The organism is Bradyrhizobium sp. 2TAF36 (genome assembly GCF_052114925.1).
In the GTDB taxonomy this organism is placed as follows: domain Bacteria; phylum Pseudomonadota; class Alphaproteobacteria; order Rhizobiales; family Xanthobacteraceae; genus Bradyrhizobium; species Bradyrhizobium barranii.
Genome location: NZ_JBFRFR010000003.1, coordinates 104,376 through 128,752, shown reverse-complemented (window position 1 = coordinate 128,752; position 24,377 = coordinate 104,376). Strand labels below are relative to the sequence as shown.

General features: G+C 64.8%; 21 protein-coding genes. 14 read left to right on the top strand and 7 right to left on the bottom strand.

What is annotated here, in order from left to right; genetic code table 11:
• Positions 1-173: 173 nt before the first annotated feature.
• The 8 genes from AB4Z51_RS02530 to garD all read left to right on the top strand — a co-directional run bounded on the left by AB4Z51_RS02530 (position 174) and on the right by garD (position 11,592).
• A complete protein-coding gene (locus AB4Z51_RS02530) occupies positions 174-1,256 on the top strand; it encodes a lysylphosphatidylglycerol synthase transmembrane domain-containing protein (protein ID WP_063982249.1) in 1,083 nt (360 codons plus the stop codon).
• A gap of 90 nt (positions 1,257-1,346) precedes the next feature.
• The gene (locus AB4Z51_RS02525; RefSeq protein ID WP_135214563.1) at positions 1,347-3,296 is read left to right on the top strand and encodes a hypothetical protein; all 1,950 of its coding nucleotides are present in this window, start codon (positions 1,347-1,349) and stop codon (positions 3,294-3,296) included.
• A gap of 315 nt (positions 3,297-3,611) precedes the next feature.
• Positions 3,612-4,967: an MFS transporter gene (locus AB4Z51_RS02520; RefSeq protein ID WP_063982247.1), complete on the top strand. Its 1,356-nt coding sequence runs from the start codon at positions 3,612-3,614 to the stop codon at positions 4,965-4,967.
• Between the two features lie 122 nt (positions 4,968-5,089).
• Positions 5,090-5,995 (top strand): LysR substrate-binding domain-containing protein, encoded by a 906-nt coding sequence (locus AB4Z51_RS02515; RefSeq protein WP_063982246.1) that lies wholly within the window; start codon positions 5,090-5,092, stop codon positions 5,993-5,995.
• Positions 5,996-6,126: 131 nt separating this feature from the next.
• Positions 6,127-7,071, top strand: coding sequence for a 5-dehydro-4-deoxyglucarate dehydratase (gene kdgD, locus AB4Z51_RS02510; RefSeq protein WP_038952797.1), 945 nt, complete (start codon positions 6,127-6,129; stop codon positions 7,069-7,071).
• Positions 7,072-7,097: 26 nt separating this feature from the next.
• Positions 7,098-8,441: a glucarate dehydratase gene (gudD, locus tag AB4Z51_RS02505; protein ID WP_085405880.1), complete on the top strand. Its 1,344-nt coding sequence runs from the start codon at positions 7,098-7,100 to the stop codon at positions 8,439-8,441.
• 19 nt (positions 8,442-8,460) lie between these two features.
• Positions 8,461-9,909: an aldehyde dehydrogenase family protein gene (locus AB4Z51_RS02500; RefSeq protein WP_063982243.1), complete on the top strand. Its 1,449-nt coding sequence runs from the start codon at positions 8,461-8,463 to the stop codon at positions 9,907-9,909.
• 141 nt (positions 9,910-10,050) lie between these two features.
• Positions 10,051-11,592 carry a galactarate dehydratase gene (gene garD, locus AB4Z51_RS02495; protein ID WP_135214562.1) on the top strand — a complete coding sequence of 514 codons (1,542 nt, stop codon included), beginning with the start codon at positions 10,051-10,053 and terminating at the stop codon, positions 11,590-11,592.
• 117 nt (positions 11,593-11,709) lie between these two features.
• On the opposite strand, the gene AB4Z51_RS02490 is transcribed toward garD, so the two are convergent.
• From AB4Z51_RS02490 to AB4Z51_RS02480, 3 genes are read right to left on the bottom strand one after another with little or no spacing between them, the layout of a single operon-like run.
• Positions 11,710-12,450 carry a hypothetical protein gene (locus tag AB4Z51_RS02490; protein ID WP_135214561.1) on the bottom strand — a complete coding sequence of 247 codons (741 nt, stop codon included), beginning with the start codon at positions 12,448-12,450 and terminating at the stop codon, positions 11,710-11,712.
• Positions 12,451-12,456: 6 nt separating this feature from the next.
• Positions 12,457-12,837, bottom strand: coding sequence for a MipA/OmpV family protein (locus tag AB4Z51_RS02485; RefSeq protein WP_441496986.1), 381 nt, complete (start codon positions 12,835-12,837; stop codon positions 12,457-12,459).
• The gene (locus AB4Z51_RS02480) at positions 12,780-13,349 is read right to left on the bottom strand and encodes a MipA/OmpV family protein (protein ID WP_441496985.1); all 570 of its coding nucleotides are present in this window, start codon (positions 13,347-13,349) and stop codon (positions 12,780-12,782) included. Before AB4Z51_RS02480 ends, AB4Z51_RS02485 begins: the two co-directional genes overlap by 58 nt.
• A 350-nt stretch (positions 13,350-13,699) precedes the next feature.
• Here AB4Z51_RS02480 and AB4Z51_RS02475 point away from each other — a divergent pair, with 350 nt between their 5' ends.
• From AB4Z51_RS02475 to AB4Z51_RS02465, 3 genes are all read left to right on the top strand, one after another.
• Positions 13,700-14,380, top strand: a complete 681-nt coding sequence (locus AB4Z51_RS02475; RefSeq protein ID WP_441496984.1) for a response regulator transcription factor — start codon at positions 13,700-13,702, stop codon at positions 14,378-14,380.
• Positions 14,377-15,741, top strand: coding sequence for a sensor histidine kinase (locus AB4Z51_RS02470; RefSeq protein ID WP_135214560.1), 1,365 nt, complete (start codon positions 14,377-14,379; stop codon positions 15,739-15,741). Before AB4Z51_RS02475 ends, AB4Z51_RS02470 begins: the two co-directional genes overlap by 4 nt.
• Before the next feature lie 192 nt (positions 15,742-15,933).
• Positions 15,934-16,203: a hypothetical protein gene (locus AB4Z51_RS02465; RefSeq protein ID WP_244623136.1), complete on the top strand. Its 270-nt coding sequence runs from the start codon at positions 15,934-15,936 to the stop codon at positions 16,201-16,203.
• 48 nt (positions 16,204-16,251) lie between these two features.
• Here the strand turns inward: AB4Z51_RS02465 and AB4Z51_RS02460 are convergent, their stop codons facing one another.
• Positions 16,252-17,373, bottom strand: a complete 1,122-nt coding sequence (locus tag AB4Z51_RS02460) for an L-dopachrome tautomerase-related protein (RefSeq protein ID WP_441496983.1) — start codon at positions 17,371-17,373, stop codon at positions 16,252-16,254.
• A gap of 230 nt (positions 17,374-17,603) precedes the next feature.
• Between AB4Z51_RS02460 and AB4Z51_RS02455 the strand changes: the two genes are divergently transcribed.
• Positions 17,604-18,020 carry a winged helix-turn-helix transcriptional regulator gene (locus AB4Z51_RS02455; RefSeq protein WP_135214558.1) on the top strand — a complete coding sequence of 139 codons (417 nt, stop codon included), beginning with the start codon at positions 17,604-17,606 and terminating at the stop codon, positions 18,018-18,020.
• A gap of 267 nt (positions 18,021-18,287) precedes the next feature.
• Entirely contained in the window at positions 18,288-20,552 is a 2,265-nt protein-coding gene (locus tag AB4Z51_RS02450) for a TonB-dependent siderophore receptor (protein ID WP_441496982.1), read from the top strand.
• Between the two features lie 9 nt (positions 20,553-20,561).
• On the opposite strand, the gene AB4Z51_RS02445 is transcribed toward AB4Z51_RS02450, so the two are convergent.
• Positions 20,562-20,918, bottom strand: a complete 357-nt coding sequence (locus AB4Z51_RS02445; RefSeq protein WP_028158285.1) for a hypothetical protein — start codon at positions 20,916-20,918, stop codon at positions 20,562-20,564.
• A gap of 399 nt (positions 20,919-21,317) precedes the next feature.
• Here AB4Z51_RS02445 and AB4Z51_RS02440 point away from each other — a divergent pair, with 399 nt between their 5' ends.
• A complete protein-coding gene (locus tag AB4Z51_RS02440; RefSeq protein ID WP_441496981.1) occupies positions 21,318-22,418 on the top strand; it encodes a hypothetical protein in 1,101 nt (366 codons plus the stop codon).
• A 115-nt stretch (positions 22,419-22,533) separates the two neighbouring features.
• Here the strand turns inward: AB4Z51_RS02440 and AB4Z51_RS02435 are convergent, their stop codons facing one another.
• Positions 22,534-23,145 carry a DUF2147 domain-containing protein gene (locus AB4Z51_RS02435; protein ID WP_063982234.1) on the bottom strand — a complete coding sequence of 204 codons (612 nt, stop codon included), beginning with the start codon at positions 23,143-23,145 and terminating at the stop codon, positions 22,534-22,536.
• Positions 23,146-23,252: 107 nt separating this feature from the next.
• Positions 23,253-24,281, bottom strand: a complete 1,029-nt coding sequence (locus tag AB4Z51_RS02430) for an NAD(P)/FAD-dependent oxidoreductase (RefSeq protein WP_085405872.1) — start codon at positions 24,279-24,281, stop codon at positions 23,253-23,255.
• Positions 24,282-24,377 lie beyond the last annotated feature (96 nt).

Here is a 24,377-nt window from a genome sequence, read left to right as displayed (position 1 = left end):
GCAGAACCTATCGGTCGAACGCAGAACCTATCGTTGTCAAGGGCTGCACAAGTCGCTGTTTTTGCCTTAAATGAGCTACAACATGCCTAGCGGTCGAAGCCCATTTCGGGCAGTGATCGCGCCCGACCGGTCAATGTCTGGCCGATCGGTCTTGCCCCCCGCCGGGAGGATGAATGCACGGACTGCTGCCCGCGCTGAAGCGCGGCTTCAAGAGATGGATCGGCTGGCGACGGCTCGGTGTTGCCGCGAGCGTCTTCATCATCGCCTTCGCGATCACCACGCTTGCGCGCACCCTCAAGGACATCGATACCGGCGTCATCCTGACCGCGTTGACCGAGATTCCCCGCGGGAATATCGGGCTGGCGGCGATCTGCGTCGTCTTCGCGTTCTGTACGCTGACCTTCTACGACTATTTTGCACTGCGAACGATCGGCAAGAAGCATGTGCCCTATCGCATCGCAGCACTCTCCAGCTTCACGTCCTATTCGATCGGCCACAACATCGGCGCCACCGTTTTTACCGGCGGCGCGATCCGCTTCCGGATCTATTCGGACTACGGGCTGAACGCGATCGACGTCGCGAAGATCTGCTTCCTGTCAGGCCTGACCTTCTGGCTCGGTAACATCTTCGTGCTCTCGATCGGCATGGTCATCCATCCGGATGCCGCCTCATCGATGGATCAACTGCCGTCGTCGATCAACCGGCTGATCGGGCTCGGCGGCCTCGCCTCGATTGGCGCCTATCTGGTCTGGCTCTGCATGGGCGAGAAGCGCCGCGAGCTCGGCCAGAAGGGCTGGAAGGTGGTGCTGCCCTCGGCGCCGCTGACGCTGGTCCAGATCCTGATCGGCGTGGTCGATCTCGGCTTCTGCGCGACGGCGATGTACCTGCTGATGCCGGCCAATCCGTCGATCGACTTCATGTCGCTGGCGGTGGTGTTCATCCTGGCGACGCTGATCGGCTTTGCCAGCCACGCGCCCGGCTCGATCGGCGTGTTCGATGTCGCCATGCTGGTCGCGCTGCCCGAATTCGGCCGCGAGCAGCTTCTGGCGACCCTGCTGGTCTTCCGCATCCTCTATTTCGTGATCCCGTTCGGCCTCGCCATCTCCATCATGGGCGCGCGCGAGCTCTGGATGAACGTGGTGGAGCCCTGGCAGGAGCGGCGGCGGCTGGCCGAGGCCTGCGCGCAAGGCAACCTGCCCAAGCAGGTAGCAGCGATGGAACGCGAGCGGTCGTTGCGACAGGCCAGCAAGCGGTAAGGCGGGCGGGCGACCGTCAGACAGAGGTTGCGGGCGGCGCAGCAATGCTCTCTTATTTCCGCCTCAACTTTGCCGTTGAACACGCGGGCCATGATCCCTTTTTCCTTTCGTACCCTTCCCGCAGGCCTCCTGCTGCTTGCCGGGATTCTGACGTCTTTGCCGCTCGAGCGCGCCGCCGCGCAGGGCGCCGGTGCGATGCAAATATCCTGGGAGGTGCGCAACCGCTTCCGCCTGTTCCGCGAGGAGCGCGACTTCCAGCTCCATGTCGAGAACGCGCGTAACCGCAGCATCCTCGCCGCCGAGCAGTCGCTGGAGCTCCAGAGCGAGGGCCGCGGCTGGGCCCGCAACATGGTCAACCGGCTCTGCATCGACCTCCAGGGCCGGGTCAACCAGCCCTGCACCCGCGACAACGTAAAAGAGAATTACCTCACCCCGACCGATCATCCGGTGACCGTGCGCCTGACCGGCGCAGTGCCGGTCGGCGCCACCTGCGCCTGGTCGTTCGACGACGGCGACGGGCCGCAGACCTCGACTTTCGATTGCGCCGAGCCGATCAACCTGCGCGTCCGCTACGGCAAGCAGACGGTCGCGAGCGTCGACGTCTCCTCCGGCTCCGATCCGACCCAGCGCGTCCAGGCCGAGATCCAGGTCCGCGACATCTTCGTCGCCGGGCTCGGCGACAGCATCGCCTCCGGCGAAGGCAACCCGGACCGGCCGCTGGCGCTGTCGGACGAGGGCTTCTGCTTCCGCTCCTATCTCGGTACCGCCGGTGCGCAATACTACCGGCCGAGCCGTGCCGGCTATAAAGGTGGCCGCGCCTGCGAAGCACCCGACACGCTCGCCAACTGGCAGCATTACGGCGCGCTCTGGTTCAACTCGCCCTGCCACCGCTCGCTCTACAGCTACCAGGCCCGCACGGCTCTCGCGCTCGCGGTGCGCTACACCCACATCGCGGTGACCTTTCTGCCACTCGCCTGCACCGGCGCCAGCATCGGCGACGGTCTGCTGGGCTCGCAGCGCGCCCGCGAATGCCCGCCCGGCAAGACGGGCGTCTGCAACACCAGCGTGAACGCCCAGGTCGCCGAGCTGCGTGAGGCGCTCACCGCGGCGAAAAAGCGCCAGCCGGACCGCACGCTCGATCTCGTGCTGCTCTCGGTCGGCGCCAACGACGTCTATTTCTCCGGCCTCGTCGCCGACGTCATCGTCGACACCGCGACCGAGCGCGCGCTGTTCCGCCGCTCCGGCGTAATGGCGAGCGTCGACGATTCCCGCGATGCACTGGCGCGCGAGCTGCCGCAGAATTTCGCCAAGCTGCGCGAGGCGCTGAAGCCGCTCGTCAGCGGCGACCTCTCGCACGTGGTCTATGTCTCCTACGCCAATCCAGCGCTCGCCGATGGCGGCGTGCCCTGCCGCGGCGGCCGCGCCGGGTTCGACATCCATCCGTCCTTCAACGCCGATCCGCAGCGCCTCGCTCGCGTCTCGACCTTCGTCGACACCGAATTCCTGCCGCAGCTGAAGGGGCTCGCCACCTGCACGCGCGGCGCACTGTGCCGCGATCCCGAAGCCGATCGCATGACCTTTGTGGACTCGCACCAGGCAGTGTTCGCCGATCACGGCTTCTGCGCCCATGCGGGCAACGATCCCGAATTCGACCGCACGTGTTTCGCCGAGAACGGCCAGAGCTTCAATCCCGATATCGTGAGCGCAGCCAGCCAGCCGATGCTGTGCGGCCGCGGCGCCTCGGAGTATCGCGCCTACCTGCCGCGCGCGCGCTGGGTCCGCGATGCCAATGACAGCTATTTTGCCGCGATGACCTATCCGCAAGGTCTGCCGGCGGCGAGCCAGCCGACCGACATCCACGACGCCACCTGGGGCGTGCTCTCCGCCGTCTACGGCGGCGCCGTGCATCCAAGCGCGGAAGGCCACGCCGCGATGGCGGACGCAGCACTGCCCGCCGCAAGCAGCGTGCTCGGCCTCGATGCTGTGCCGCCCGGCGTGACGCGCGGACTGTTGGCGCCGCTGCTGGGCACGCAGCAATAGCACGATACTGCTCCCACATACTCGGTGTCATCGCCCGCGAAAGCGGGCGATCCAGTACTCCGTGACAGCGGTGATTGAATCGAGAAGCTGCGGCGTACTGGATTCCCCGCTCTCGCGGGGAATGACGGTGGTGTGCGGAGCACGACCTCGCGCATCACGATCGCACATTCTCGTCACCTCACGATCGTTCCCCGCACCTGCCGTTCCATCGATCCAAAAACGGCATCGATCGATACTCCCTTGAACTTGGACACTTTGCCGCGCGCGCCTCTAGGAGTCGCGGTGAGGAAATTTCGAGTTCTAAGGAGGCGCGTGATGAGCGCAGTGGTGTCGTCCGCAGCGGACGTGAGGAGGTCTCGCGTCAGGCTGTTCATCGTGACCATGTTGTTCCTGGTCACGACCGTGAACTATGCCGACCGCGCCACCCTGTCGATCGCGGGCCCCGCACTCTCGAAAGAGCTGCATCTCGATCCCGTCGCCATGGGCTGGATCTTCTCGGCCTTCGGCTGGTCCTATGTCGCGGCGCAGGTGCCGGGCGGCTGGCTGCTCGACCGCTACGGCTCGCGCCTCGTCTATGCCTTCAGCATCATCGTCTGGTCGCTGTTCACGATGATGCAGGGCTGGGTCGGCTTCCTCAGCGCCGGCGCCGCCATCATCGTGCTGTTCGCACTTCGCCTCCTTGTCGGCGTCGCGGAAGCGCCCTCGTTCCCCGCCAACGCCCGCATCGTCGCCGCCTGGTTTCCCGGCAATGAGCGCGGCACCGCATCGGCCTTCTTCAATTCGGGACAGTATTTCGCCACCGTGATCTTCGCGCCGCTAATGGGCTGGATCGCGCATGATTACGGCTGGCGCTTCGTATTCTTCGTGATGGGTGGGCTCGGCGTCATCATGGGCCTGGTCTGGATCAAGACCGTTTACGGCCCGAAGGAGCATCCCGGCATCAACGAGGCCGAGTTCGATTACATCAAGGAAGGCGGCGCGCTGGTCGATCTCGACGCGCCCAAAAACGATCTGGTGCAGGAGCGTGCGCCCGAGTCCGGCTCCGGGTGGGATCACATCCGCCAGTTGCTCTCCAACCGCATGATGCTCGGCGTCTATCTCGGCCAGTACTGCATCAACACGCTGACCTATTTCTTCCTGACATGGTTCCCGGTCTACCTCGTCAAGGAGCGCGGCCTGTCGATCCTGCAAGCCGGCTTCGTCGCGACGCTGCCCGCGCTGTGCGGCTTCATCGGCGGCGTGCTCGGCGGCGTCATCTCCGACGCCATTCTCCGCAAGACCGGCTCGCTCACCATGGCGCGCAAGATCCCGATCGTCGGCGGCATGCTGCTGTCGATGTCGATCATCGCCTGCAACTATGTCGACGGACAGGCGCTGGTGGTCGGCTTCATGGCGCTCGCCTTCTTCGGCAAGGGCATCGGCGCACTCGGCTGGGCGGTCGTCTCCGACACCTCGCCCAAGGAAGCCGGCGGCGTCTCCGGCGGCCTGTTCAACACCTTCGGCAACCTCTCCTCGATCAGCACCCCGATCGTGATCGGCTACATCCTGGCCGCGACCGGCTCATTCAACGGCGCACTGCTGTTCGTCGGCGCCAATGCGCTGGTGGCCGCGTTCGCCTATCTCGTGGTGGTCGGCAAGATCGAGCGGGTGGTGCTCAAACGTTCCTCCTGAGGGCTCCCGCGGGAGCTTGACCAGGCAACTCAACGGCGGCTCCTCAGCCGCCGTCTTTGTTTTCGGGATGATCGATGCTAGAAGTGCCGGGGAAACGCCTTATCCATCTAAGGCATGTATCGATGTTCGACCTCAACCAGCTCCGCTGTTTCGTCACGGTGGCCGAAGAACTGCATTTCGGCCGCGCCGCCGCGCGACTGAACATGACCCAGCCACCGCTGTCGCGGCAGATCCAGGTGCTCGAGCACATCATCGACGCGCCGCTGCTGGAGCGCACCAGCCGCTCGGTGCGCCTGACGCCGGCGGGGCGCAGCTTCCTGCCCGAGGCAAGGCGCATCCTGAAGCTTGCGGAAAGCGCCTCGCAAGTCGCCCGCCGCATCGCGCTCGGCAAAACCGGCTCGCTGAAAATCGGCTTCACGGCGGCTGCCGCCTACGGCTTCCTCCCGGAGCTCGTCGCCGCCTGCCGCGCCAAGCTGCCCGAGGTCGATTTCTCGCTGAAGGAGATGGTGTCCGGTGATCAGTTCGAGGCGCTCAGCTCCGGCCAGATCGACGCCGGGCTGTTGCGGCCGCCGATCGCGCGCCCCGAAGTGGCCAGCCGCCGTGTCGTCGCCGAGCCCCTGCTCGCCGCGATCCCGAAGAAGCATCCGCTGGCGAATGCCGAGACCATCACCATCAAGGATTTCGACGACCAGCCCTTCGTGATGTACTCGCCCTATGAGAGCCGATATTTCCACGATCTGCTGGTGGCGCTGTTCACCCGCGCCGACGTGCTGCCGCGCTATGTGCAGCATCTGAGCCAGATCCATTCGATCCTCGCCATGGTCCGCGCCGGCCTCGGCCTTGCCATCGTGCCGGCCGCGGCTGCGAGCCTGAAGATCTCCGACGTGCGACTGCGGCCGTTGAAGCTGCGCACCCGCGTCCCCGTCGAGCTGTTCATGGTCTGGCGCCGCGACGACGAGAACCCGCTGCTCTCCGCTCTGGTCAAAATCGCAGGCGAATTGTCCTCCGCGGAGGTAGCGGACGATTGATGCTCAATCCGCATCGGTCGATATAGGCTTTGGCTTGGACGCGCATCGAACGGTCTCCTAAACAACGGCGCATGGACGCGCAGGCTTCGGCCCGCGTCCTCCACAACACGCAAATTAAGGGAGCAGCGCCCATGAGCAAGATGACCCCGCAGGAAATGGCCCAGAAGATCGGATCGGGCCTCCTGTCCTTCCCCGTCACGCCCTTCAAGGCGGACTATTCGTTCGATGAGGCGACCTACCGCGCCAACATGGACTGGCTGTGCGGCTATGACGTTGCCGGCCTGTTCGCCGCCGGCGGCACCGGCGAGTTCTTCTCGCTGACGCCGACCGAGGTTCCGCAGGTGGTCAAGATCGCCGTCGACGAGACCAAGGGCCGCGTGCCCGTGCTCGCCGGCACCGGTTACGGCACCGCCACCGCGCGCGAGATCGCGATCGGCGCGGAAAAGGCCGGCGCCGACGGCCTGTTGCTGCTGCCGCCCTATCTGACCCATTCCGAGCAGGACGGCCTTGCCGCCCACGTGGAAGCCGTGTGCGCCGCCGTGAAGATCGGCGTCATCGTCTACAACCGCGACAACGCCATCCTGCAGCCCGATACGCTGGCGCGCCTCGCCGAGCGCTGCCCGAACCTCGTCGGCTACAAGGACGGCATCGGCGACATCGAGCTGATGACCCGCGTCTACACCAAGCTCGGCGACCGCCTCACCTATATCGGCGGCCTGCCGACCGCGGAAACCTTCGCGCTGCCCTATCTCGACATGGGCGTGACGACCTATTCCTCGGCCGTGTTCAACTTCGTTCCAGAATTCGCCACCAACTTCTACGCCGCGGTGCGCAAGCGCGACCATGAGACGATCCATGCCGGCCTGAAGAACTTCATCCTGCCGCTGATCGCAATCCGCAACCGCAAGAAGGGCTATGCGGTCTCGATCATCAAGGCCGGCATGAAGGTGATCGGCCGCGATTCCGGCCCGGTCCGCCCGCCGCTGACCGATCTCACCGAGCAGGAGGTTGCGGAGCTGACCGCGCTGGTGAAGAATCTCCCCGCCATCCGATCGTCACAACAAGCTGCAGAATAACAGACAACAACAGGGAGGAGCGTGCGATGGCCCAGACTGAGGTCTCCGGCGCACCGGTCGTCACATCGATGCAGGTGATCCCGGTCGCGGGCCGCGACAGCATGCTCCTCAATCTGAGCGGCGCGCACGCGCCGTTCTTCACCCGCAACATCGTCATCCTCACCGACAATTCCGGACACACCGGCGTCGGCGAGGTACCGGGCGGGCAAAAGATCTGGCAGACGCTCCAGGATGCCCGCGATCTCGTGATCGGCAAGACCGTCGGCGCGATGAACAACATCCTTGCCGACGTCCGCACGGCGTTCGCCGACCGAGATGCCGGCGGCCGCGGCAAGCAGACGTTCGACCTGCGCGTGATGATCCATGCGGTCACGGCGATCGAGTCCGCACTGCTCGACCTGCTCGGCCAGCACCTCAACCTGCCCGTCGCCGCACTGCTCGGCGAAGGCCAGCAGCGCAAGAGCGTCGAGACGCTCGGCTATCTCTTCTTCGTCGGCGACCGGCGCAAGAGCAAGCTTGACTACGTCAGCGGCGAGACCGGCAAGCCCGAATGGTTCAACCTGCGCCACCAGGAGGCGATGACGCCGGAGACCGTGGTGCGGCTCGCGGAAGCCACCCACGACCATTATGGCTTCGCGGACTTCAAGCTCAAGGGCGGCGTGCTCCGCGGCGAGCAGGAGATCGAGGCCGTCACCGCCATCGCAAAGCGCTTCCCCAGCGCACGCGTCACGCTCGATCCCAACGGCGCATGGTCGCTCGACGAGGCGATCAGCCTCTGCAAGGGCATGCACGGCATCCTGGCCTATGCCGAGGATCCCTGCGGCGCCGAAGCCGGCTTCTCGGGTCGCGAGATCATGGCCGAGTTCCGCCGTGCCACGGGCCTGCCGACCGCGACCAACATGATCGCGACCGACTGGCGCCAGCTCTCCCATGCACTACGCTTGGGGGCGGTGGACATYCCGCTGGCCGACCCCCACTTCTGGACCATGCAGGGCTCGGTGCGCGTCGCCCAGACCTGCCGCGACAACGGCCTGACCTGGGGCTCGCACTCCAACAATCACTTTGACATTTCGCTCGCGATGTTCACCCATGTCGGCGCCGCCGCGCCCGGCAAGGTCACCGCGATCGATACCCACTGGATCTGGCAGGACGGCCAGGCGCTGACCAAGGAGCCGCTCCAGATCAAGGGCGGCAAGATCGCCGTGCCCGAGCGGCCGGGCCTCGGCATCGAAATCGACCGCCCGGCCATCGAAACCGCGCATGAGCTTTACAAGAAGCATGGACTCGGCGCCCGCGATGACGCTACTGCCATGCAGGACCTGATCCCCGGCTGGACCTTTGACGACAAGCGTCCCTGCCTCGTGCGTTAAGAAAATCTCGGAGGACTACATGACTGCGATCCTGAAGAACTTCATCGGCGGCGAATGGGTCGACGGCTCCGGCGTCACCAAGAACATCAACCCCTCCAACACCAACGACCTCGTCGGCGAGTACGCCAAGGCCGACAAGGCGCAGACCGAGAAGGCGATCGCGGCAGCCAAGGCCGCCTTCCCGGCCTGGGCGCAGTCGACGCCGCAGGTGCGCTATGACGCGCTGAACAAGATTTCTCTCGAAATCCTCGCCCGCAAGGAAGAGCTCGGCCGCCTGCTCGCCCGCGAGGAAGGCAAGACGCTCCCCGAGGGCATCGGCGAGGTCGCGCGCGCCGGCCAGATCTTTGCGTTCTTCGCCGGCGAAGCGCTGCGCCTGATCGGCGAGAAGGGCGCCTCCGTCCGTCCCGGCCTCGACGTCGAGCTCACCCGTGAGCCCGTCGGCGTCGTCGGCATGATCACGCCCTGGAATTTCCCGATCGCGATCCCCGCCTGGAAGATCGCGCCCGCGCTCTGCTACGGCAACACGGTGGTGTTCAAGCCGGCCGAGCTGGTGCCGGGCTCGGGACATGCGCTGTCCGAGATCATCACCCGCTCCGGCATTCCGGCCGGCGTGTTCAACCTCGTGGTCGGCTCCGGCTCCGTCGTCGGCCAGACCCTGCTCGACCATCCGGATGTGGCCGCGATCTCCTTCACCGGTTCGGTGCAGACCGGCCGCAAGATCGCGCAGGCCTGCGTGCTGTCGAACCCGATGAAGAAGTTCCAGCTCGAGATGGGCGGCAAGAACCCGCTGGTCGTGCTCGACGATGCCGACCTGAAGACCGCCGTCGAGGTCGCCGTCAACGGCGCCTATTTCTCGACCGGCCAGCGCTGCACCGCCTCCTCCCGCCTGATCGTCACCGAAGGCATCCACGATCGCTTCGTCGCGGCGGTGGCCGAGCGTCTGAAGGGCCTGTCGGTGGACGACGCGCTCAAGGCCGGCGTGCATATCGGCCCCGTGGTCGACCAGAGCCAGCTCGACCAGGATCTGCGCTACATCAAGATCGGCCAGGACGAAGGCGCAAAGCTCGCCTTCGGCGGCGAGCTGCTCAAGCGCGAGACGCCCGGCCATTACCTCCAGCCGGCGCTGTTCACCGAGGCCAACAACAATATGCGCATCGCGCGTGAGGAGATTTTTGGCCCCGTCGCCGCCGTCATCCGCGCCAAGAACTACGAGGAAGCGCTGGCGATCTCCAACGACACCGAGTTCGGCCTCGCCTCGGGCATCTGCACGAGCAGCCTGAAATACGCCTCGCACTACAAGCGCAACAGCGAGTCCGGCATGGTGATGGTCAACCTGCCGACCGCCGGCGTCGACTATCACGTGCCGTTCGGCGGCCGGAAGGGTTCGAGCTACGGCGCCCGCGAGCAGGGCTCCTATGCGCGCGAGTTCTATACCACGGTGAAGACCGCCTATACCTATCCGGGTTGATAGGCCACGATCGTAGGGTGGGTTAGCCCGCGGCTGCGCAACGCGCGGTCCGCTGGCGTAACCCACCTCTTCTGCCTCCGCGGATGAAGACATTGGTGGGTTACGCTACGCTAACCCACCCTACACTTTCGGAGTCCTCCCATGGACCAGGACGTCGCAGCGAAAGAGCAGCCCCGCTACATCAAGCTCAACGAGCGCGACAATGTCGCGATCGTGGTCAATGATTTCGGGCTTCCCGCCGGCTCCCGCTTCGCCAGCGGGCTGACGCTGCGCGCCTTCGTGCCGCAGGGGCACAAGACGGCACTGGTCGATATCGCGCAAGATCAGCCGATTATCCGCTACGGCGAGGTGATCGGCCACGCGTTGTCGCCGATCCTGGCCGGCGAATGGGTCGACGAAGCGCGCATCCGCATGCCGGAGGCCCCTGCCCTCGACAAGCTGGAAATCTCGACCGCCGTCCCCGCGCCGCTGCCGCCGCTCGAAGGCTTCACCTTCGAAGGCTTTCGCAACACCGACGGCTCGGTCGGCACCAAGAACATCCTCGGCATCTCCTCCTCCGTGCAATGCGTCAAGGGCACGATGGAATACGCCGTGAAGCGCATCCGCGCCGAGCTGCTGCCGAAATACCCGAACGTCGACGACGTCGTGCCGCTGACGCACGCCTATGGCTGCGGCGTCGCCATCAATGCCCCCGATGCGGTCGTTCCGATCCGCACGCTGCAGAACATCGCGCAGAACCCGAATTTCGGCGGCGAGATCCTGGTCATCAGCCTCGGCTGCGAAAAGCTCGCGCCCGAGCGACTGGTGCCGGAGGGCGTCAGCGATGCCATCGTGCGCATGCAGGACGAAGCCTTCGACGGCTTTGGCGCCATCGTCGATGCGATCATGACCCAGGCCGAAGCCCGCCTGAAGATCCTCAACACCCGCACCCGTGAGACCTGCCCGGCCGCCGACCTCGTCATCGGCCTGCAATGCGGCGGCAGCGACGCCTTCTCCGGCGTCACCGCGAACCCCGCGCTGGGCTTTGCCGCGGACCTGCTGGTGCGTGCCGGCGCGACCGTGATGTTCTCCGAGGTCACCGAAGTCCGCGACGCGATCCAGCTCCTCACCCGCCGCGCCATCAACGAGGATGTCGGCCGCGCGCTGGTGCGCGAGATGGCCTGGTACGACTCTTATCTCGCCCGCGGCGGCGCCGATCGCAGCGCCAACACCACGCCCGGCAACAAGAAGGGCGGCCTCGCCAACATCGTCGAAAAGTCACTCGGCTCGATCGTCAAGTCCGGCTCGTCTGCCATCACCGGCGTGCTCTCGCCCGGCGAGAGGGCGACGCAGAAGGGCATGCTATTTGCGGCGACGCCCGCGTCCGACTTCATCTGCGGCACGCTCCAGCTCGCCTCCGGCATGACGCTGCAGGTGTTCACCACCGGCCGCGGCACACCCTACGGTCTTGCGGCTGCGCCTGTGATCAAGGTTGCGACCCGCACCGAGCTCGCGCGCCGCTGGAAGGACCTGATCGATTTCGATGCCGGCAGCATCGCCACCGGCGAGAAGACCATCGAGGAAACCGGCTGGGACCTGTTCCGCCTGATCCTCGATGTCGCCAGCGGCCGCACGAAGCCGTGGTCGGACCGTTGGGGCATCCACAACGACCTCACGCTGTTCAATCCGGCGCCGGTGACCTGAGCATGATCCGGAAAAGTGCAAAGCGGTTTTCCGAAAGATCATGCTCAAACAATAACCTAAAGCGCGATGACGATTCATACCAATCTCATCGCGCTTTAGAAGCCGGGCCAACCGGCCTCACTGACCGTCGATCAGGTGCATGTCGCCCAGCGTGACGGGCAAGCTGCGCGTGATGAGATCCGTGATCGCCGCGCGTAGCCGTTCGCTCGCAGCGGGCCCCTCGAACGTCGCGTCGATCGGTCCGCTGGGTCCGGCGAGCCGCATGGTCCCCGTGTTGTCGAGCGGCGCGGCCGCCCGCTTCTCGATCACGTCGAACGACTTGCCGTCGATCACGCGCACCTCGTAGAGCGCGTGGATCAGGCCGTAATCCGCAAGCAGCGTCCGATATTGGGCGAGCCCGATGCCCTCGACGTTGCGGCCGTTGCCGAGCTTCGATCTGGCCCGGGTGATGACGATGTACGCATCCAACCCCTGGGGCGCGACATCGCTGCGAACCAGCTCCTTGAACGGATCGCTGCGCAGGAGATTGACGGGCGCAACCGCCGAATCCCTGATCGCGGCAAACGCGGCGCGTCGGTAGCTCACCGCCTGCACGCGAAAGCGTCCGCCGAGCAGCTTCGTCGCCTGCTGGACGATCAGCTCGTCCAGCCCCCAAGCGCTGATCGAGAGGCTTTGCCCGGCGTTGCCGAGCGCGATCAGGCCGGCTTGCGTCAGGCTCATCTCCTCGCCGATGGCCGAGACGATGCCGACGGTCTTGATTGCCTGGAGCCGAGTCGCGCGCGTCTCGAACGCCGCGGCCGCGCCGAGGGCGATGCAAGCGATCGCCAGGCCAACCCATAGAAAAGCAATGCGGCGCATGGTGACCTATCGAATCCTGAAATCGAATGAATAGGACGCACCGAGGCCGATCGTCGTCTGGTTCGACGATCCCCGCAGCTTCACGAGCGGGCTGTCTGCGGCGTCGCCCAGCAGCTTCTCGTACTCGACATAGGCATGGACTTCCCACTGCGGATTGATGCGATAGGAGATCTGGCCGCCGAAGCCGACCGAATGCGCACCGCCTCTGGCATCGTACATCGGCAGCCCGGACGCCACGGACTGCGCGGCGTCGACGCCGAAATAGGGCGCAGTCGCCTTGGTGCTTTTCCAGGTGAAGCGCGGGCCGGCCGAGATCGTGAGCCTTTGGATCAGCGGCACGATGACGTCGGCGGAGACATCGGCGACCGTGCCGGTATTTCCGCCCATGCCTGGCGCAATTCACTGCGCAGGCGCAGCCAGTCGACCGGGAAATATTCGACGAACCCGCCGAGCTCGTATGGGGCCTTGACGTCGCCAAGGCCGGTCAGCTCGGCATATTTATCGCTCCTACGCGACGCTACGTATTTGAACGCAGGGCCCGCGCGAAAATTTCCGACGTCGAACAGCGCGATACTGGCGCTGTCGCGGGGCCCGCGAAACTGGTCGACCGATCCGGCACGGCGAATGGAGAAGATCGGGATCGGCATGAGCTTCCCGTTCTTCGATCCGACGAAATCCGGCGTGTACTCTCCGCCGATGCCGACCATGACGGTCCAGTTGCCGGAAGGTGACGGCAGCATCGGCACGTCGAACGGCGGGGCTGGCAACGTGAACGCCGTCTGCGCCGATGCCGACTGCGGGATTGCCAGGATTGCGCCGAACGCGGCGAGGAAGGCGGTCAGCAAGGTCTGCTGCGCTCTCGCCGCAGGATCGAGAGCTGCTTCGTCAAAATGCTTCATTTACAGGGCCCCGGACCGGCCTTGCTGGCCTGGTCGACTCGTGTGGTTAGGAGCCACAGCATGTGGTCCGGCAAAATTGCCCCAAGATTGCAAGGGGCAGACAGCGCCCCGATCCATTCGCGGCGCATGCCGGGCGCGCCGCCGGATCAATGTTGCCCGAACATTGCCGGGCCGCGCTCACGCTCGCAAACTTTGAGCGCTAGAGCCGGTCGGCGCCCGCGTTCCTGCCTTTTATTCGCCAAGCTCGCTGCCTTAATGGGAACCCTGCGCACGAGCCGGAACGCCAGACTTCGGCCAGGGAGCGTCACGCTCAGGGTTTTGTTGCCCCAGCAGAGTCAAGGACGACCCGCGTGCGCTCCCTCGTAATCGAAGACGAACCGCAGATCGGCGCCTATGTCAGCCGCCTGCTCGGACAATTGCACGGCATTGTCGACGTCGTCGGCTCGATTGCCGATGCCCGTCAGGCGCTGGACAATTTCAAATATGATCTCGCGATCATCGACCGGATGCTGCCCGATGGAGATGCGCTCCAGGTGGTGACGGCGCTGAGCCGATCGGCGGACCGTCCCGCGATCATCATGCTGACCTCCAAGGACGCCAAGGAGGATGTCGTCGAAGGTCTCAATGGCGGCGCCGACGACTATCTCGGCAAGCCGTTCGAGCCGCAGGAGCTCATTGCGCGGGTGCGCGCCGTGTTGCGGCGGCCCCGGCAGCTCGCGCCCTCGGTGCTGTCGCTCGGCAATGTCGAGCTGCATCTCGGCAGCAACGAAGCGGTGGTCGCCGACACGAAAATCCTGCTGCGCCGGCGCGAGGCGCTGATCCTCGGAGCGCTCCTGATGCGCCGCGACCGCGTCATCACCCGCGCCGCCCTGATCGAGGAGATCTACGGCTTCGACGACGAGATCGAATCCAACACGCTCGAAGCGCAGGTCTCGCGCTTGCGGAAGAAACTGACCGAGCTCGGCGGCGATGTCGAGATCCGCAGCATGCGGGGCATCGGCTACATCCTGCGGCTGGCAACACCGCGATGACGTCGATTGCCCGAACGTTTGCGCTGTCGCTTGGCATCGCCGCGACGACGATCTTCCTGATCATGCTCGGTGTCTTCATCTGGCGCTACCCGATGGAGGAACGCGAGTTCAGGGCTTGCCGCGTTGTGGTCGCCGTTCTCGATCGCGCCACAGTGATCGAAGGGCAGAACCTGACGGTACGTCCGACTCCCGCCCTCGAGGAGCTCAGGACGGACAGCCCGAACCTCTGGTACGTCGTGTCCGCTGGCGATCTGGTCAGCGAATACGGAAGCGAACGCCGGCCCGCCCTCCCCTTCGCGTTTCCCTATCACGGGCCGATCGGCTCGTCCGTCTTCAGCACGCTCGACCAGAAGAGCACCTTCTGTCTCGCCGTCGCGCAACGGGGCCCGTTGCAGCTTACGATGATGGTCGGCGCCCCCCAGGTCCGCTTCGGCCGGATTGCCAGGAACTTCCTTGCCCGCAGCATTTTCGGGATCATCACGCTGGCGCTGGCCTTTGCGGCGACGGTTGCCATCGGCTCGATGCTGGCCGCACGTTTCGTCTCGCGCGGCATCGAACGGGTGGCGCATCGCGCGCTCGCGATCGACCCATCGGCCCCGCAGGGCCTGATATCCCTGTCCGAAGTCCCCACCGAGCTGAAGCCGCTGGTCGCAGCACTGAACCGCGCCTTCGGCGAGATCGACGCCTACATCAGGATGCAACGCCGCTTTCTCGGCAACGCCGCCCATCAGCTACGCACGCCGCTCACGCTGCTGCGCGCGAAAATCGAGGACGTGCCCGAGCCGGCGCTGAGGGCGGAATTGGTGCGCGACGTCCGCCGCCTGACGTCGCTGGTCTCCGCCATGCTCGACCTGGCGCGATTGCAAAATCATGCGATCGAGAAGCGACCGATTGATCTTGCCGAGATCACGCTGGACGTGCTCGCCGATTTCAGCCCCTCGGCGCTAGACGCCGGCATAGAGCTTGCGCTGGAACACGCCGAAGAAGGTCCGTTCCTGGTGCAAGGCGTCGACGCCGCGGTACGCAGTGCGCTTGCCAATCTCGTCGGCAACGCGCTCATCCACGCCCATGGTGCGCGGCGCATCGTTGCGACGGTTAGCCGCGGCGACATCTCGATCGACGATGACGGCGCGGGCCTGCCCGACGGTGCGGAGCACAGGCTGCTCGAGCCATTTCAGACCGGCAACAGCGCGCGCGACGGCGCCGGCCTCGGCCTGTCGATCGTCCGCGAGATCATGGCCGCGCACGGCGGAGAGCTGGTCATCTCCTCCGCGCCGGGCCGCGGCACGACGATGAGCTTGCGCTTTCCCGAGGCCACCGCGACGACCAGATCGCCGCACCTCGATCTGCAAACGGGCTGACGAGCCGCTTCTAGCCCTTTGGCGAAACCGTCCGGAAACATTGGCGCGGAAAACTTCTTCCGCGTTTCGTCCTGTCGCATCACGATATCAAATAGATCCGCCGGCGGCGGTCGAATGTTCGCACACAAGCGAACCTGGCGCGGTATCGCCGCGACCAAACCTCCGATTGCCATCTTCCACGGAGATTTTCCAATGCGCGTTCTTTCGATGATTGCCGTTGCCGGCGCCATGATTGTGAGCTCGGCCGGTGCATTTGCCAGCGAGCTTCCCTCTTACGAAGTGAAGTCGTTTCCGATTTCGACGACGCAAGTGCAGGTTCTCGGCGGCGCCGGAGTCGAGGAGCAGTCGGCTGCGCCCGCGATGATCGTCGCCGGCATGCCCGCCTCGCCCGCGCAGATGTCGGTGCTGTCGCCGCGCGTCAAGCGGCTGGCGAGCGCCAACGCCACGAGCGAAGAGCGCTGAGACAGTTTTCGACCCCGGCTGCCCTTGCCGGGGTCGTCGCTCCCGCCGTCAGCGTGAGATATAGCCTGCCGCGATCGGCTTGAACCGATAGATCAGATACGGCGTCTTGTTTTCGGCCTTGCCGCCATGGAACATGGCGGCTGCGGAGACCTGAGACGCGGACACGTACATGTACCCGTCGGGAGAGGCAGTAATCCCGTCCGGCCACACCATGTCCGGATCGTTCAAATAAGTGCGAAACTTCCGGTCGGCTCCTATGACTCCAATCGATTTGGTCTCGACCGCAGTCAGGTAGATGTTGCCCGCATAGTCGATCGACAGGCCRCCATTGTTCGGTTTGTCCGAGTAGCGTTCCACCCGCGCGCTCAGCTCTTCGGCGGGCAGCTTCTCGTTGCCGAGGTCGGTGGCCTTGATGCGGTACAGCGACCGGCCGCTGAGTGGCGCGAAATAGACCCATTCGGACCTGGCATCCATCGTGATGCCGTCGCAGCCGACCTTAATGAGCGAAGGCTTGCCGTCCTTGCCAGGCACGGTCAGATCATTGCCATCCACGGTGATCGGCACATTTTCAGGGACGGTGGATCGATCGCCGTCCAGCACGCGCCGGGCGGCACCCGTATCCATGTCGATGACGATGATCGCAGCGTGAGAGCCATCGCCGCCGGGCCCGATGTTTTCGTCGGCGATGTAGAATTTCCGGTTCTTCTGGTCGATCACGATGTCCTGCGGCTGCGAGCCTTTCACGGTCACGGGCTCGGGCATGTAGTGGATGCGCTCCAGCCTGTTCGTGCGCGTGTTCCAGCCGACCAGCTTCGGCGTGATCTGCGTACGGAATCCCATGTCGATGATCCACACGACACCGCTTTCGTCGGAACGAAGACCCAGGACGTTATCGAGGTACTGATCGGTGCCTTTTCGTGGCGTATTCCATTCCGCATTTGGAAACGGCTCGAACGTCGTCGGCGATGTCAGCCGCGCCACACGAACGTCGGGACTGAAGAATGGATGGTGACTGAAGATCAGCTGATTGTCCGGCGTAAACGCAATGTTGCCGACCGACTGAGGGAGCTTCGCAAAGACTTCCGCGTTGCCGCCTCCGTTCTCCGCACAGGCCGCGCCCGTGACGATTGCCGCCGACAGAAAAATGACAAGTCGAATTCCTCTCCTCACGCTTCGCACCGCTCCCTCCCTTTGTTTTCCACGGTTATTCCGGCGCGCGTGCGCCCGGTCCGCGCCGGCAACCGCCGCAGGATTTCAATGCAGAGACCCAATGCGAGCCGAAGCGGTCGCTCGTTCACCGCCGCCGCGCCGATATCGATCTTTGCGAGAGCCACGATGCGCGCTAATTTGGGGACTGACAATTACGCACAGGCCAGTCCTCTAGTATCACGGAGTGAACCATGCAGAAGCTCGGCGGCAAGACGTATGATTGTGCCGTGGGATGCCCCGTGGAGGCCACCCTCGATCTGATCGACGGCAAGTGGAAGGGCGTGATTCTCTATCACCTGCTCGACGATACGATTCGCTTCAACGAGCTCAAGCGGCGCCTGTCCCGGATCACGCAACGCATGCTGACGCGCCAGCTCCGCGAGCTCGAGGCGGACGGCCTCATTCATCGCGAGATCTATGCGGAGGTCCCGCCGCGGGTCGAGTATTCCCTGACGGCGCTTGGGCGCTCGCTCGAACCGGTCGTTCGCATGCTCTGGACATGGGGCAATCAGTATCTCGCGACGGAAGCGGCCCGTGCCGGTGCGGTCAACGGCGCCGTTTCGCTCTCGCCGCGGGTCAGACGGAGCCTGCCGGTAGGCCGCGCGTAGGCGGGCCCCTGCGTATCCACGATGCCTTGCGGCGACTGCAAGTAAATCGCACACGTCGATCAAGACGGCGTGGGCCTACGCCGCGACGAGACACGATTCTCCATCCTCACATGAGGCCATCCGCGCGCCGCCATCAAGCGGCGCGCGCTCTACTTATATAAATACTAATTCCAAATCTGATGATTGAGGGACCATTGCGCCCCTCCCGCACTTCAAGCCATCGACTGCGCTTGTTAGTCGTCCGCCCCGCAAATGATGGGGTCGCGAATGACTACATATCTCAGAACGACGGCAGGATTGATCGGYGGCGCGCTGCCGCTGTTGGCAGGCCTGATGGATGCGGCGCCGGCCGAGGCGCAATCATCGTCGCAGGAATTGCCCGCCGTCGTGGTCGAGCAATCGTCGCGGCCGGCAGCGCGCACACGTCCGTCTCCCTCCCGTCAGGCCGCACAGGCGGCAAGCCGCCGTCGCCAGGCCGAGCGCGCACCATCGAACGCCGATACACAGGCGGCCGGCGCGAGCACGGGCGCGGAGACCGCGACAGGCCCCGTCCGCGGCTACGTCGCGACCCGCAGCGGCACCGGCACGAAGACCGATACGCCGCTGCGTGAGACACCGCAGTCGATCACCGTGGTCACCGCCGACCGCATCATCGACCAGGGCGCGACCACCGTTCAGGAGGCGCTGCGCTATGTCCCCGGCGTGTTCGCCGACGCCTACGGCGCGGACTCGCGCGGCGACTATCCGCGCATCCGCGGCCAGGACCCAAATATCTATCTCGACGGCACCCGCATGGTGAACACCAACAACTTCAACGAATGGCGGCCGGAGCCGTACACCCTGGAGCGCATCGAGGTCTTGCGCGGCCCCTCTTCCGTGCTCTACGGCGACACCTCGACCGCCGGCCTGTTGAACCTGATCTCGAAGCGCCCGCAGGCCGAATCCGCCAACGAGATCGGCGTGCAATATGGCAGCTTCAACCGTAAGCAGGTGCAGCTCGACTCCACGGGAAAGCTGACCAAGGACGGCGAGTGGCTCTATCGCTTCATCGGCGTATACCGCGACAGCAACACGCAGACCGATTACGTCAAGGACGGCCGCATCGTGCTCGCGCCATCACTGACCTGGCGGCCGACCAACAACACCAGCTGGACGGTGCTCGGCACCTATCAGAAGGACACCACGGGGTCCTCCACGGCCTTCCTGCCGCATGAGGGCACATTGTTTGCCGGCCCCAACGGCTACATTCCGATGCGGCGCTTCGCCGGCGAGCCCGGCTTCGACCAGTACCAGACCGAGACCGGCGCGATCAGCAGCCTGTTCGAGCACAGCTTCAGCGACAGTCTGAAGATCCGGCAAAACCTGCGTTACGCCCATGTCGAGGGCATTTACCGGTCGACGTGGCCGGACCTGAACTTCGTCGATCCAAGCGATCCGAACTATCCATTTCTCGACGCCAGCCGACGCTCCGTGGCGCGCAGCGTATGGAGCCGCGAGACGGTCAAGGACAACCTGACCTCGGACAGCAATGCCGAGCTGAAATTGCACACCGGACCGGTCGCACACAAAGTGTTGTTCGGCACCGACTACCGCGAGTTCAGGGAGCACGCGCAATCAGGCTTCACCACAGACCCGACGCCGTTCGATCTCTACGCGCCGGTCTACCGCGGCGTACCCGCGCCGACGATGTCTCCCGAACCGGATCTGCGCCAGACCCAGCTCGGTATTTACGCTCAGGACCAGTTGCGCCTCGGACCGTGGCTCGCCGTGCTTGGGCTGCGCCACGACTACGTCACCAGTAACACGCAGGCCTCGCCGGTCGAAAACTACCAGGCGACCACCGGCCGCGCCGCGCTGATGTACGAGCTGCCATTCGGCGTCACGCCTTACGTGACCTATGCGCAGTCGTTCAACCCGGTGTTCGGCAGCGGCGTCTGCGCCACGGTGTGCGCGCCGCAGCGCGGCGAGATGGTGGAGCTCGGCTTCAAGTACAATCCGACACCGGGCAATGCGATCAACGGCGCGATCTTCGACACCACCGAACGGAATCGGCTGGCCAGCGACCCCGATGATGACCGCTTCTCGATCCAGACCGGGAAGGTGCGCATCCGCGGCGCCGAGCTCGAGGTGCTGGCGCGCGTCACGCCGGAGCTCGACCTGATCGGCGCCTATACCTATCTCGATGCCCGCGTGGAAAGCGGCGACAATTCCGGCAAGCATGTCGAGACCGTGCCGGATCACCAGGCCTCGCTCTGGGCGAAGTACCGTCTGTCCCTGCTCGGCCTGCCCGGCGTCACGCTCGGCGGCGGCGTGCGCTACATCGGCACCTCCTGGGACGGCACCGACACCCTCCGCACACCCGACTATACGCTGTTCGACGCCATGGTTCGTTACGAGACCGGTTCCTGGCGGCTTCAGGTCAATGCCAGCAATCTCTTCGACAAGCGTCACCTCACCACGTGCCTGGCGCGCGGCGACTGCTTTCTCGGTATCGGCCGCACGGTGCTCGGCAGCGTGACGTACAAATTCTAGCCACGACCGCTACGTCATGCTGCCGGGCATGAAGCAGCGCACGCGCGGATGGCCGTCGACATAGTGCTTCCACACCATGGTTCGACCGATCTTGTTCGGCTCGGTGATCACGGCACCGTCGGGCACGACGACCCATTCGTCGTCGATGCGCACGCGGTAGTGGCCGCGATCGGATTCCCAGTCGACGTCGGCTATGACGTAGCCGTCGGCATCCGAGCAGCATTGCCCGTATTGGCTGTGCAGGCTCTCGAACCAGGGTTTTAGCGGCGAGTTGGCATAGCGGCCGTCGTCGCGCGCCAGCGCTGAGGTCGCAAGCAGCGCCATCGGCCCCAGCAGCGCCGCCGCACATAGTCTGGCAAGTCGCATATCGTCTCCGCGGATCGCAATCAGCGCCGCGAGGGACAGACACCGCCGTCCGCCTTCCGCACGGTCGCGGCAGGCGTGGAGACGGCGACTCGCTCCCCAGCGGCTTTGCGACAGCTATGCAAATCCGGCGCCAGCGCGCATTCCGGGGAACTACGGCCGCACGGCGTTGCCCCGGCCGGCGCGCACGTCCTGCATGTCCAACGCGTCGGCAATTTGCCGCAGCTGTTTTGGAGGCTTTCCTTGTTCCGCGAGGACGTGTACGAAACGGCCGCGGACGCGGGCCGCATCTTTTAATCAACTGTTTCAATTAGAGAAATCAGGTGTTGGCGTGACTGGCATTGGACCGTCAGCGCTATGAGTTCGAGAGAGTTGCTTCCTGGCCAGCAGGATTCGACCGACTTGCCCGCAAGCGAAGTGCAGTTTGCGCTCGTGATTTCGCGGATGCTCGAGACGGTGAAGGACGACGCGGAAGCCAGGCGGCAGATGGTCTACGACCTTGCCCGCTACAAGCTCCAGGAGCAGTTCACCTACGCCGACGCCCGGAACATCGACCAGATGAAGCGGGCGCTCGAGGTCGCGATCGAGGAGGTCGAAAAATTCTCGCGCGACCAGGCGCCGCTGGAGCGCTTGCCGTCACAACAGCTCACGTCGTCAAAGGCGACCGAGACAGGCGGTCTTCTGGTGTCCGGCCACGCGACCGTTTTGCGATCGAGGATCGAGATATCCCGCAGCAAGCTGCCTGCGATCTCGGGCCCGCTTCTACCGGTGATCAAGCGTACGGTGGCCATCCTGCTTGCCGTTGGCGCAGTCATCCTGATCGTCTCGCAGCGAGACAACATCGCCGCGCTGCGCCGGCAGATTTCGTCCCAGGCCCAGGAGATCGCGCAGGTATCGCCCAAGCCGGAGACGACAATCACGGTCGCCAAGCCGGAAATGATCACCCCTGGCCCGCCTCCCCCGACGCGCGTATTGCCAACCGACTACGGCATCTACGCATTGATCGACGACAAATCGCTGGCGGAGTTGAATGCGACCGGCGTGATGGCGCCGGACATGCGCATCGCGATTTCACCGGAGTTCAAGAAGCCCGATCGCCCGCATCTGCCGAACGGCCGCGTCAAATTCATCGTGTTTCGGCGGGACGCCGCGAACGTGATCCCCGAGCGCGTCGAGGTTCGGGTCGTCGCGAAGATCGCCAGGGAGTTTTCGACCGACGCTGCAGGCAAAAATCTAGGCGGCGGAGAAGATGTCGGGGTGATCCGAAACTTCTCCTATCCGTTCCGGGTGTCGCCGATCCCGGGGAAGCCCGAGATGTACGAGCTTCACACTGGCGATTCAGGGCTCGAGCTTGCGCCGGGACATTACGTCCTGAGCCTGGGACCGCAGGCCTATTATTTCCAGGTCGACGGCGAGATCACCGATCCCCGGCAATGCCTCGAGCGGGTCGTCGCCGGCAACGGCACGTTCTACGCGCCTTGCAAGAAGGCACGGACGTATTGACGGTCGTCAAGACCGTCGCTGCTGAGGCAGGCCCGAGCCACACACTCAACTGTCATCGCCCGACTTGATCGGGCGATCCAGTATTCCAGAGACAGTGCGAGGATACGGAGGGGCCCTACTGCTTCGGCGCCGGCGCCATCATCGCGCCGCCCTTCTTCGCCGCGGGCGCGGGCGCCGGCTTCGTCGTCGCGGCGGTCGCCTGTGCCGGAAGATATTTGGCGACGATGGCAGGATCGACCTGGGCGATGTAGGCGTCGGGAAGACGCGTCCAGGTCTCGTCCTTGCCGAACAGGGAAATGCCGAGGAAGCCGCGCATGGTCAGCGTCTGCCCGTCCGGGCTGACCGACATCTTGGCCTTCCAGATGTTGCCGTCGCGCGGATTGACCACGTTGCCGCCGTCATACTTCAAGCCGTCGCGCTTCATGTCGCGGATGAAGGAGAGCCCGAGCACCGGGGCGTTTTTGCGATCATCCGTGCATTTCGCACAGACCTCATTCGGGTCGTCGCCGGGGCGCGGAAAGGTTTTTGCGATCACGCCTTCGAAGATGCCGTTGTGGTCGACGAAGAGAAACCATCCCACCGTCTTGCCGTCCTCGGTCTTCTGCCAAAGACCCGCGGCGGTTGGCTGCTGCGCCTGTGCGGCTACCGGCCCAACCGCGCCAAGCGTCAGCGCAACAGCGAGCGCGAGGGGCGAGAGCAGTCGAAAGCTGGAAAAGAGAGTCCGCATTATGATCACCTTGCTAAGCCGCCACTGCAATGGCCGCAGACTACGGCGATTTCGCGAACGGTTCCAGCACCAGAAACATGGGGCATTGCCTGCCGAACCCGGTGCCGTCAGTTGACACCGAGCTTCTTTTGCAGACTGGAGGACGAGGTCGTGTACTGGAACACGAGCCGCTTCTCCGGATAGACGTAGCGATGGGCTTTTTGCGCCATCAGTGCGCCCTCGTGGAAGCCGCACAGGATCAGCTTGAGCTTGCCCGGATAGGTGTTGATGTCGCCGATGGCGAAGATGCCGGATACGTTGGTCTCGAACGCGGACGTCTCGACCGGCACCAGATTGTTCTCCAGCGCGATGCCCCAGTTCGCGACCGGACCGAGCTTCATGGTCAGCCCGAAGAACGGCAGCATGGTGTCGCAGGAAATTTCGCTCACGCTGTTGTCGTTGCCCTTGACGGTGGCGCCGGTCAGCTTGCCCTCGGTGCCGGACAGCGCGGTGACCTGCCCGAGCCGCAGATCCATCTTTCCGTCGGCCACCAGCGCGCGCATCTGCTCGACGCTGTGGGGCGCGGCGCGAAAATCGTCGCGCCGGTGCAGCAGCGTGACGCGCTTGGCGAGCGGATGCAGATTGAGCGTCCAGTCGAGCGCGGAATCGCCGCCGCCGACGATCAGAACGCTCTTGTCGCGGAACGTCTCCATCTTGCGCACGGCGTAGTGCACCGAGGTGCCCTCATAGGCCTCGATGCCCGGCACCGGCGGGCGCTTGGGCTGGAACGAGCCGCCGCCGGCCGCGATCACCACCACCTTGCATTCGAACACCTTGCCCGCGTCGGTGGTGCAGCGAAACAAGGGATCGCCGATCTTCTCCACCGTCTCCACCATCTCGCCGAGATGGAAGGTCGGATGGAACGGCTTGATCTGCTCCATCAGCGCGTCGGTGAGGCCCTGCCCCGAAACGTGCGGAATGCCGGGAATGTCGTAGATCGGCTTTTCCGGATAGAGCTCGGCGCACTGGCCGCCGACCTTGTCGAGGATGTCGATGAAATGCGCCTTCATGTCGAGAAGGCCAAGCTCGAAGGCGGCGAACAGACCACAGGGGCCGGCGCCAATAATCAGCACATCGGTTTTGATCACGTCGCTCATGTCGTCTCTTTATCGATCGTTATCGGTTGGACGCCGCCCGGGGGCAGAAGTGACCCTGCCTGTCTAGCCAACGGGGATGGATCAGGGAAGGCATAA

Bases quoted from the DNA above. Each gene is read 5' to 3' on its own strand.
- AB4Z51_RS02530 (WP_063982249.1), top strand. From the start codon at position 174: ATGCACGGACTGCTGCCCGCGCTGAAGCGCGGCTTCAAGAGATGGATC.
- AB4Z51_RS02525 (WP_135214563.1), top strand. From the start codon at position 1,347: ATGATCCCTTTTTCCTTTCGTACCCTTCCCGCAGGCCTCCTGCTGCTT.
- AB4Z51_RS02520 (WP_063982247.1), top strand. From the start codon at position 3,612: ATGAGCGCAGTGGTGTCGTCCGCAGCGGACGTGAGGAGGTCTCGCGTC.
- AB4Z51_RS02515 (WP_063982246.1), top strand. From the start codon at position 5,090: ATGTTCGACCTCAACCAGCTCCGCTGTTTCGTCACGGTGGCCGAAGAA.
- kdgD (WP_038952797.1), top strand. From the start codon at position 6,127: ATGAGCAAGATGACCCCGCAGGAAATGGCCCAGAAGATCGGATCGGGC.
- AB4Z51_RS02500 (WP_063982243.1), top strand. From the start codon at position 8,461: ATGACTGCGATCCTGAAGAACTTCATCGGCGGCGAATGGGTCGACGGC.
- garD (WP_135214562.1), top strand. From the start codon at position 10,051: ATGGACCAGGACGTCGCAGCGAAAGAGCAGCCCCGCTACATCAAGCTC.
- AB4Z51_RS02490 (WP_135214561.1), bottom strand. From the start codon at position 12,450: ATGCGCCGCATTGCTTTTCTATGGGTTGGCCTGGCGATCGCTTGCATC.
- AB4Z51_RS02485 (WP_441496986.1), bottom strand. From the start codon at position 12,837: ATGGGCGGAAATACCGGCACGGTCGCCGATGTCTCCGCCGACGTCATC.
- AB4Z51_RS02480 (WP_441496985.1), bottom strand. From the start codon at position 13,349: ATGAAGCATTTTGACGAAGCAGCTCTCGATCCTGCGGCGAGAGCGCAG.
- AB4Z51_RS02470 (WP_135214560.1), top strand. From the start codon at position 14,377: ATGACGTCGATTGCCCGAACGTTTGCGCTGTCGCTTGGCATCGCCGCG.
- AB4Z51_RS02465 (WP_244623136.1), top strand. From the start codon at position 15,934: ATGCGCGTTCTTTCGATGATTGCCGTTGCCGGCGCCATGATTGTGAGC.
- AB4Z51_RS02455 (WP_135214558.1), top strand. From the start codon at position 17,604: ATGCAGAAGCTCGGCGGCAAGACGTATGATTGTGCCGTGGGATGCCCC.
- AB4Z51_RS02445 (WP_028158285.1), bottom strand. From the start codon at position 20,918: ATGCGACTTGCCAGACTATGTGCGGCGGCGCTGCTGGGGCCGATGGCG.
- AB4Z51_RS02435 (WP_063982234.1), bottom strand. From the start codon at position 23,145: ATGCGGACTCTCTTTTCCAGCTTTCGACTGCTCTCGCCCCTCGCGCTC.
- AB4Z51_RS02430 (WP_085405872.1), bottom strand. From the start codon at position 24,281: ATGAGCGACGTGATCAAAACCGATGTGCTGATTATTGGCGCCGGCCCC.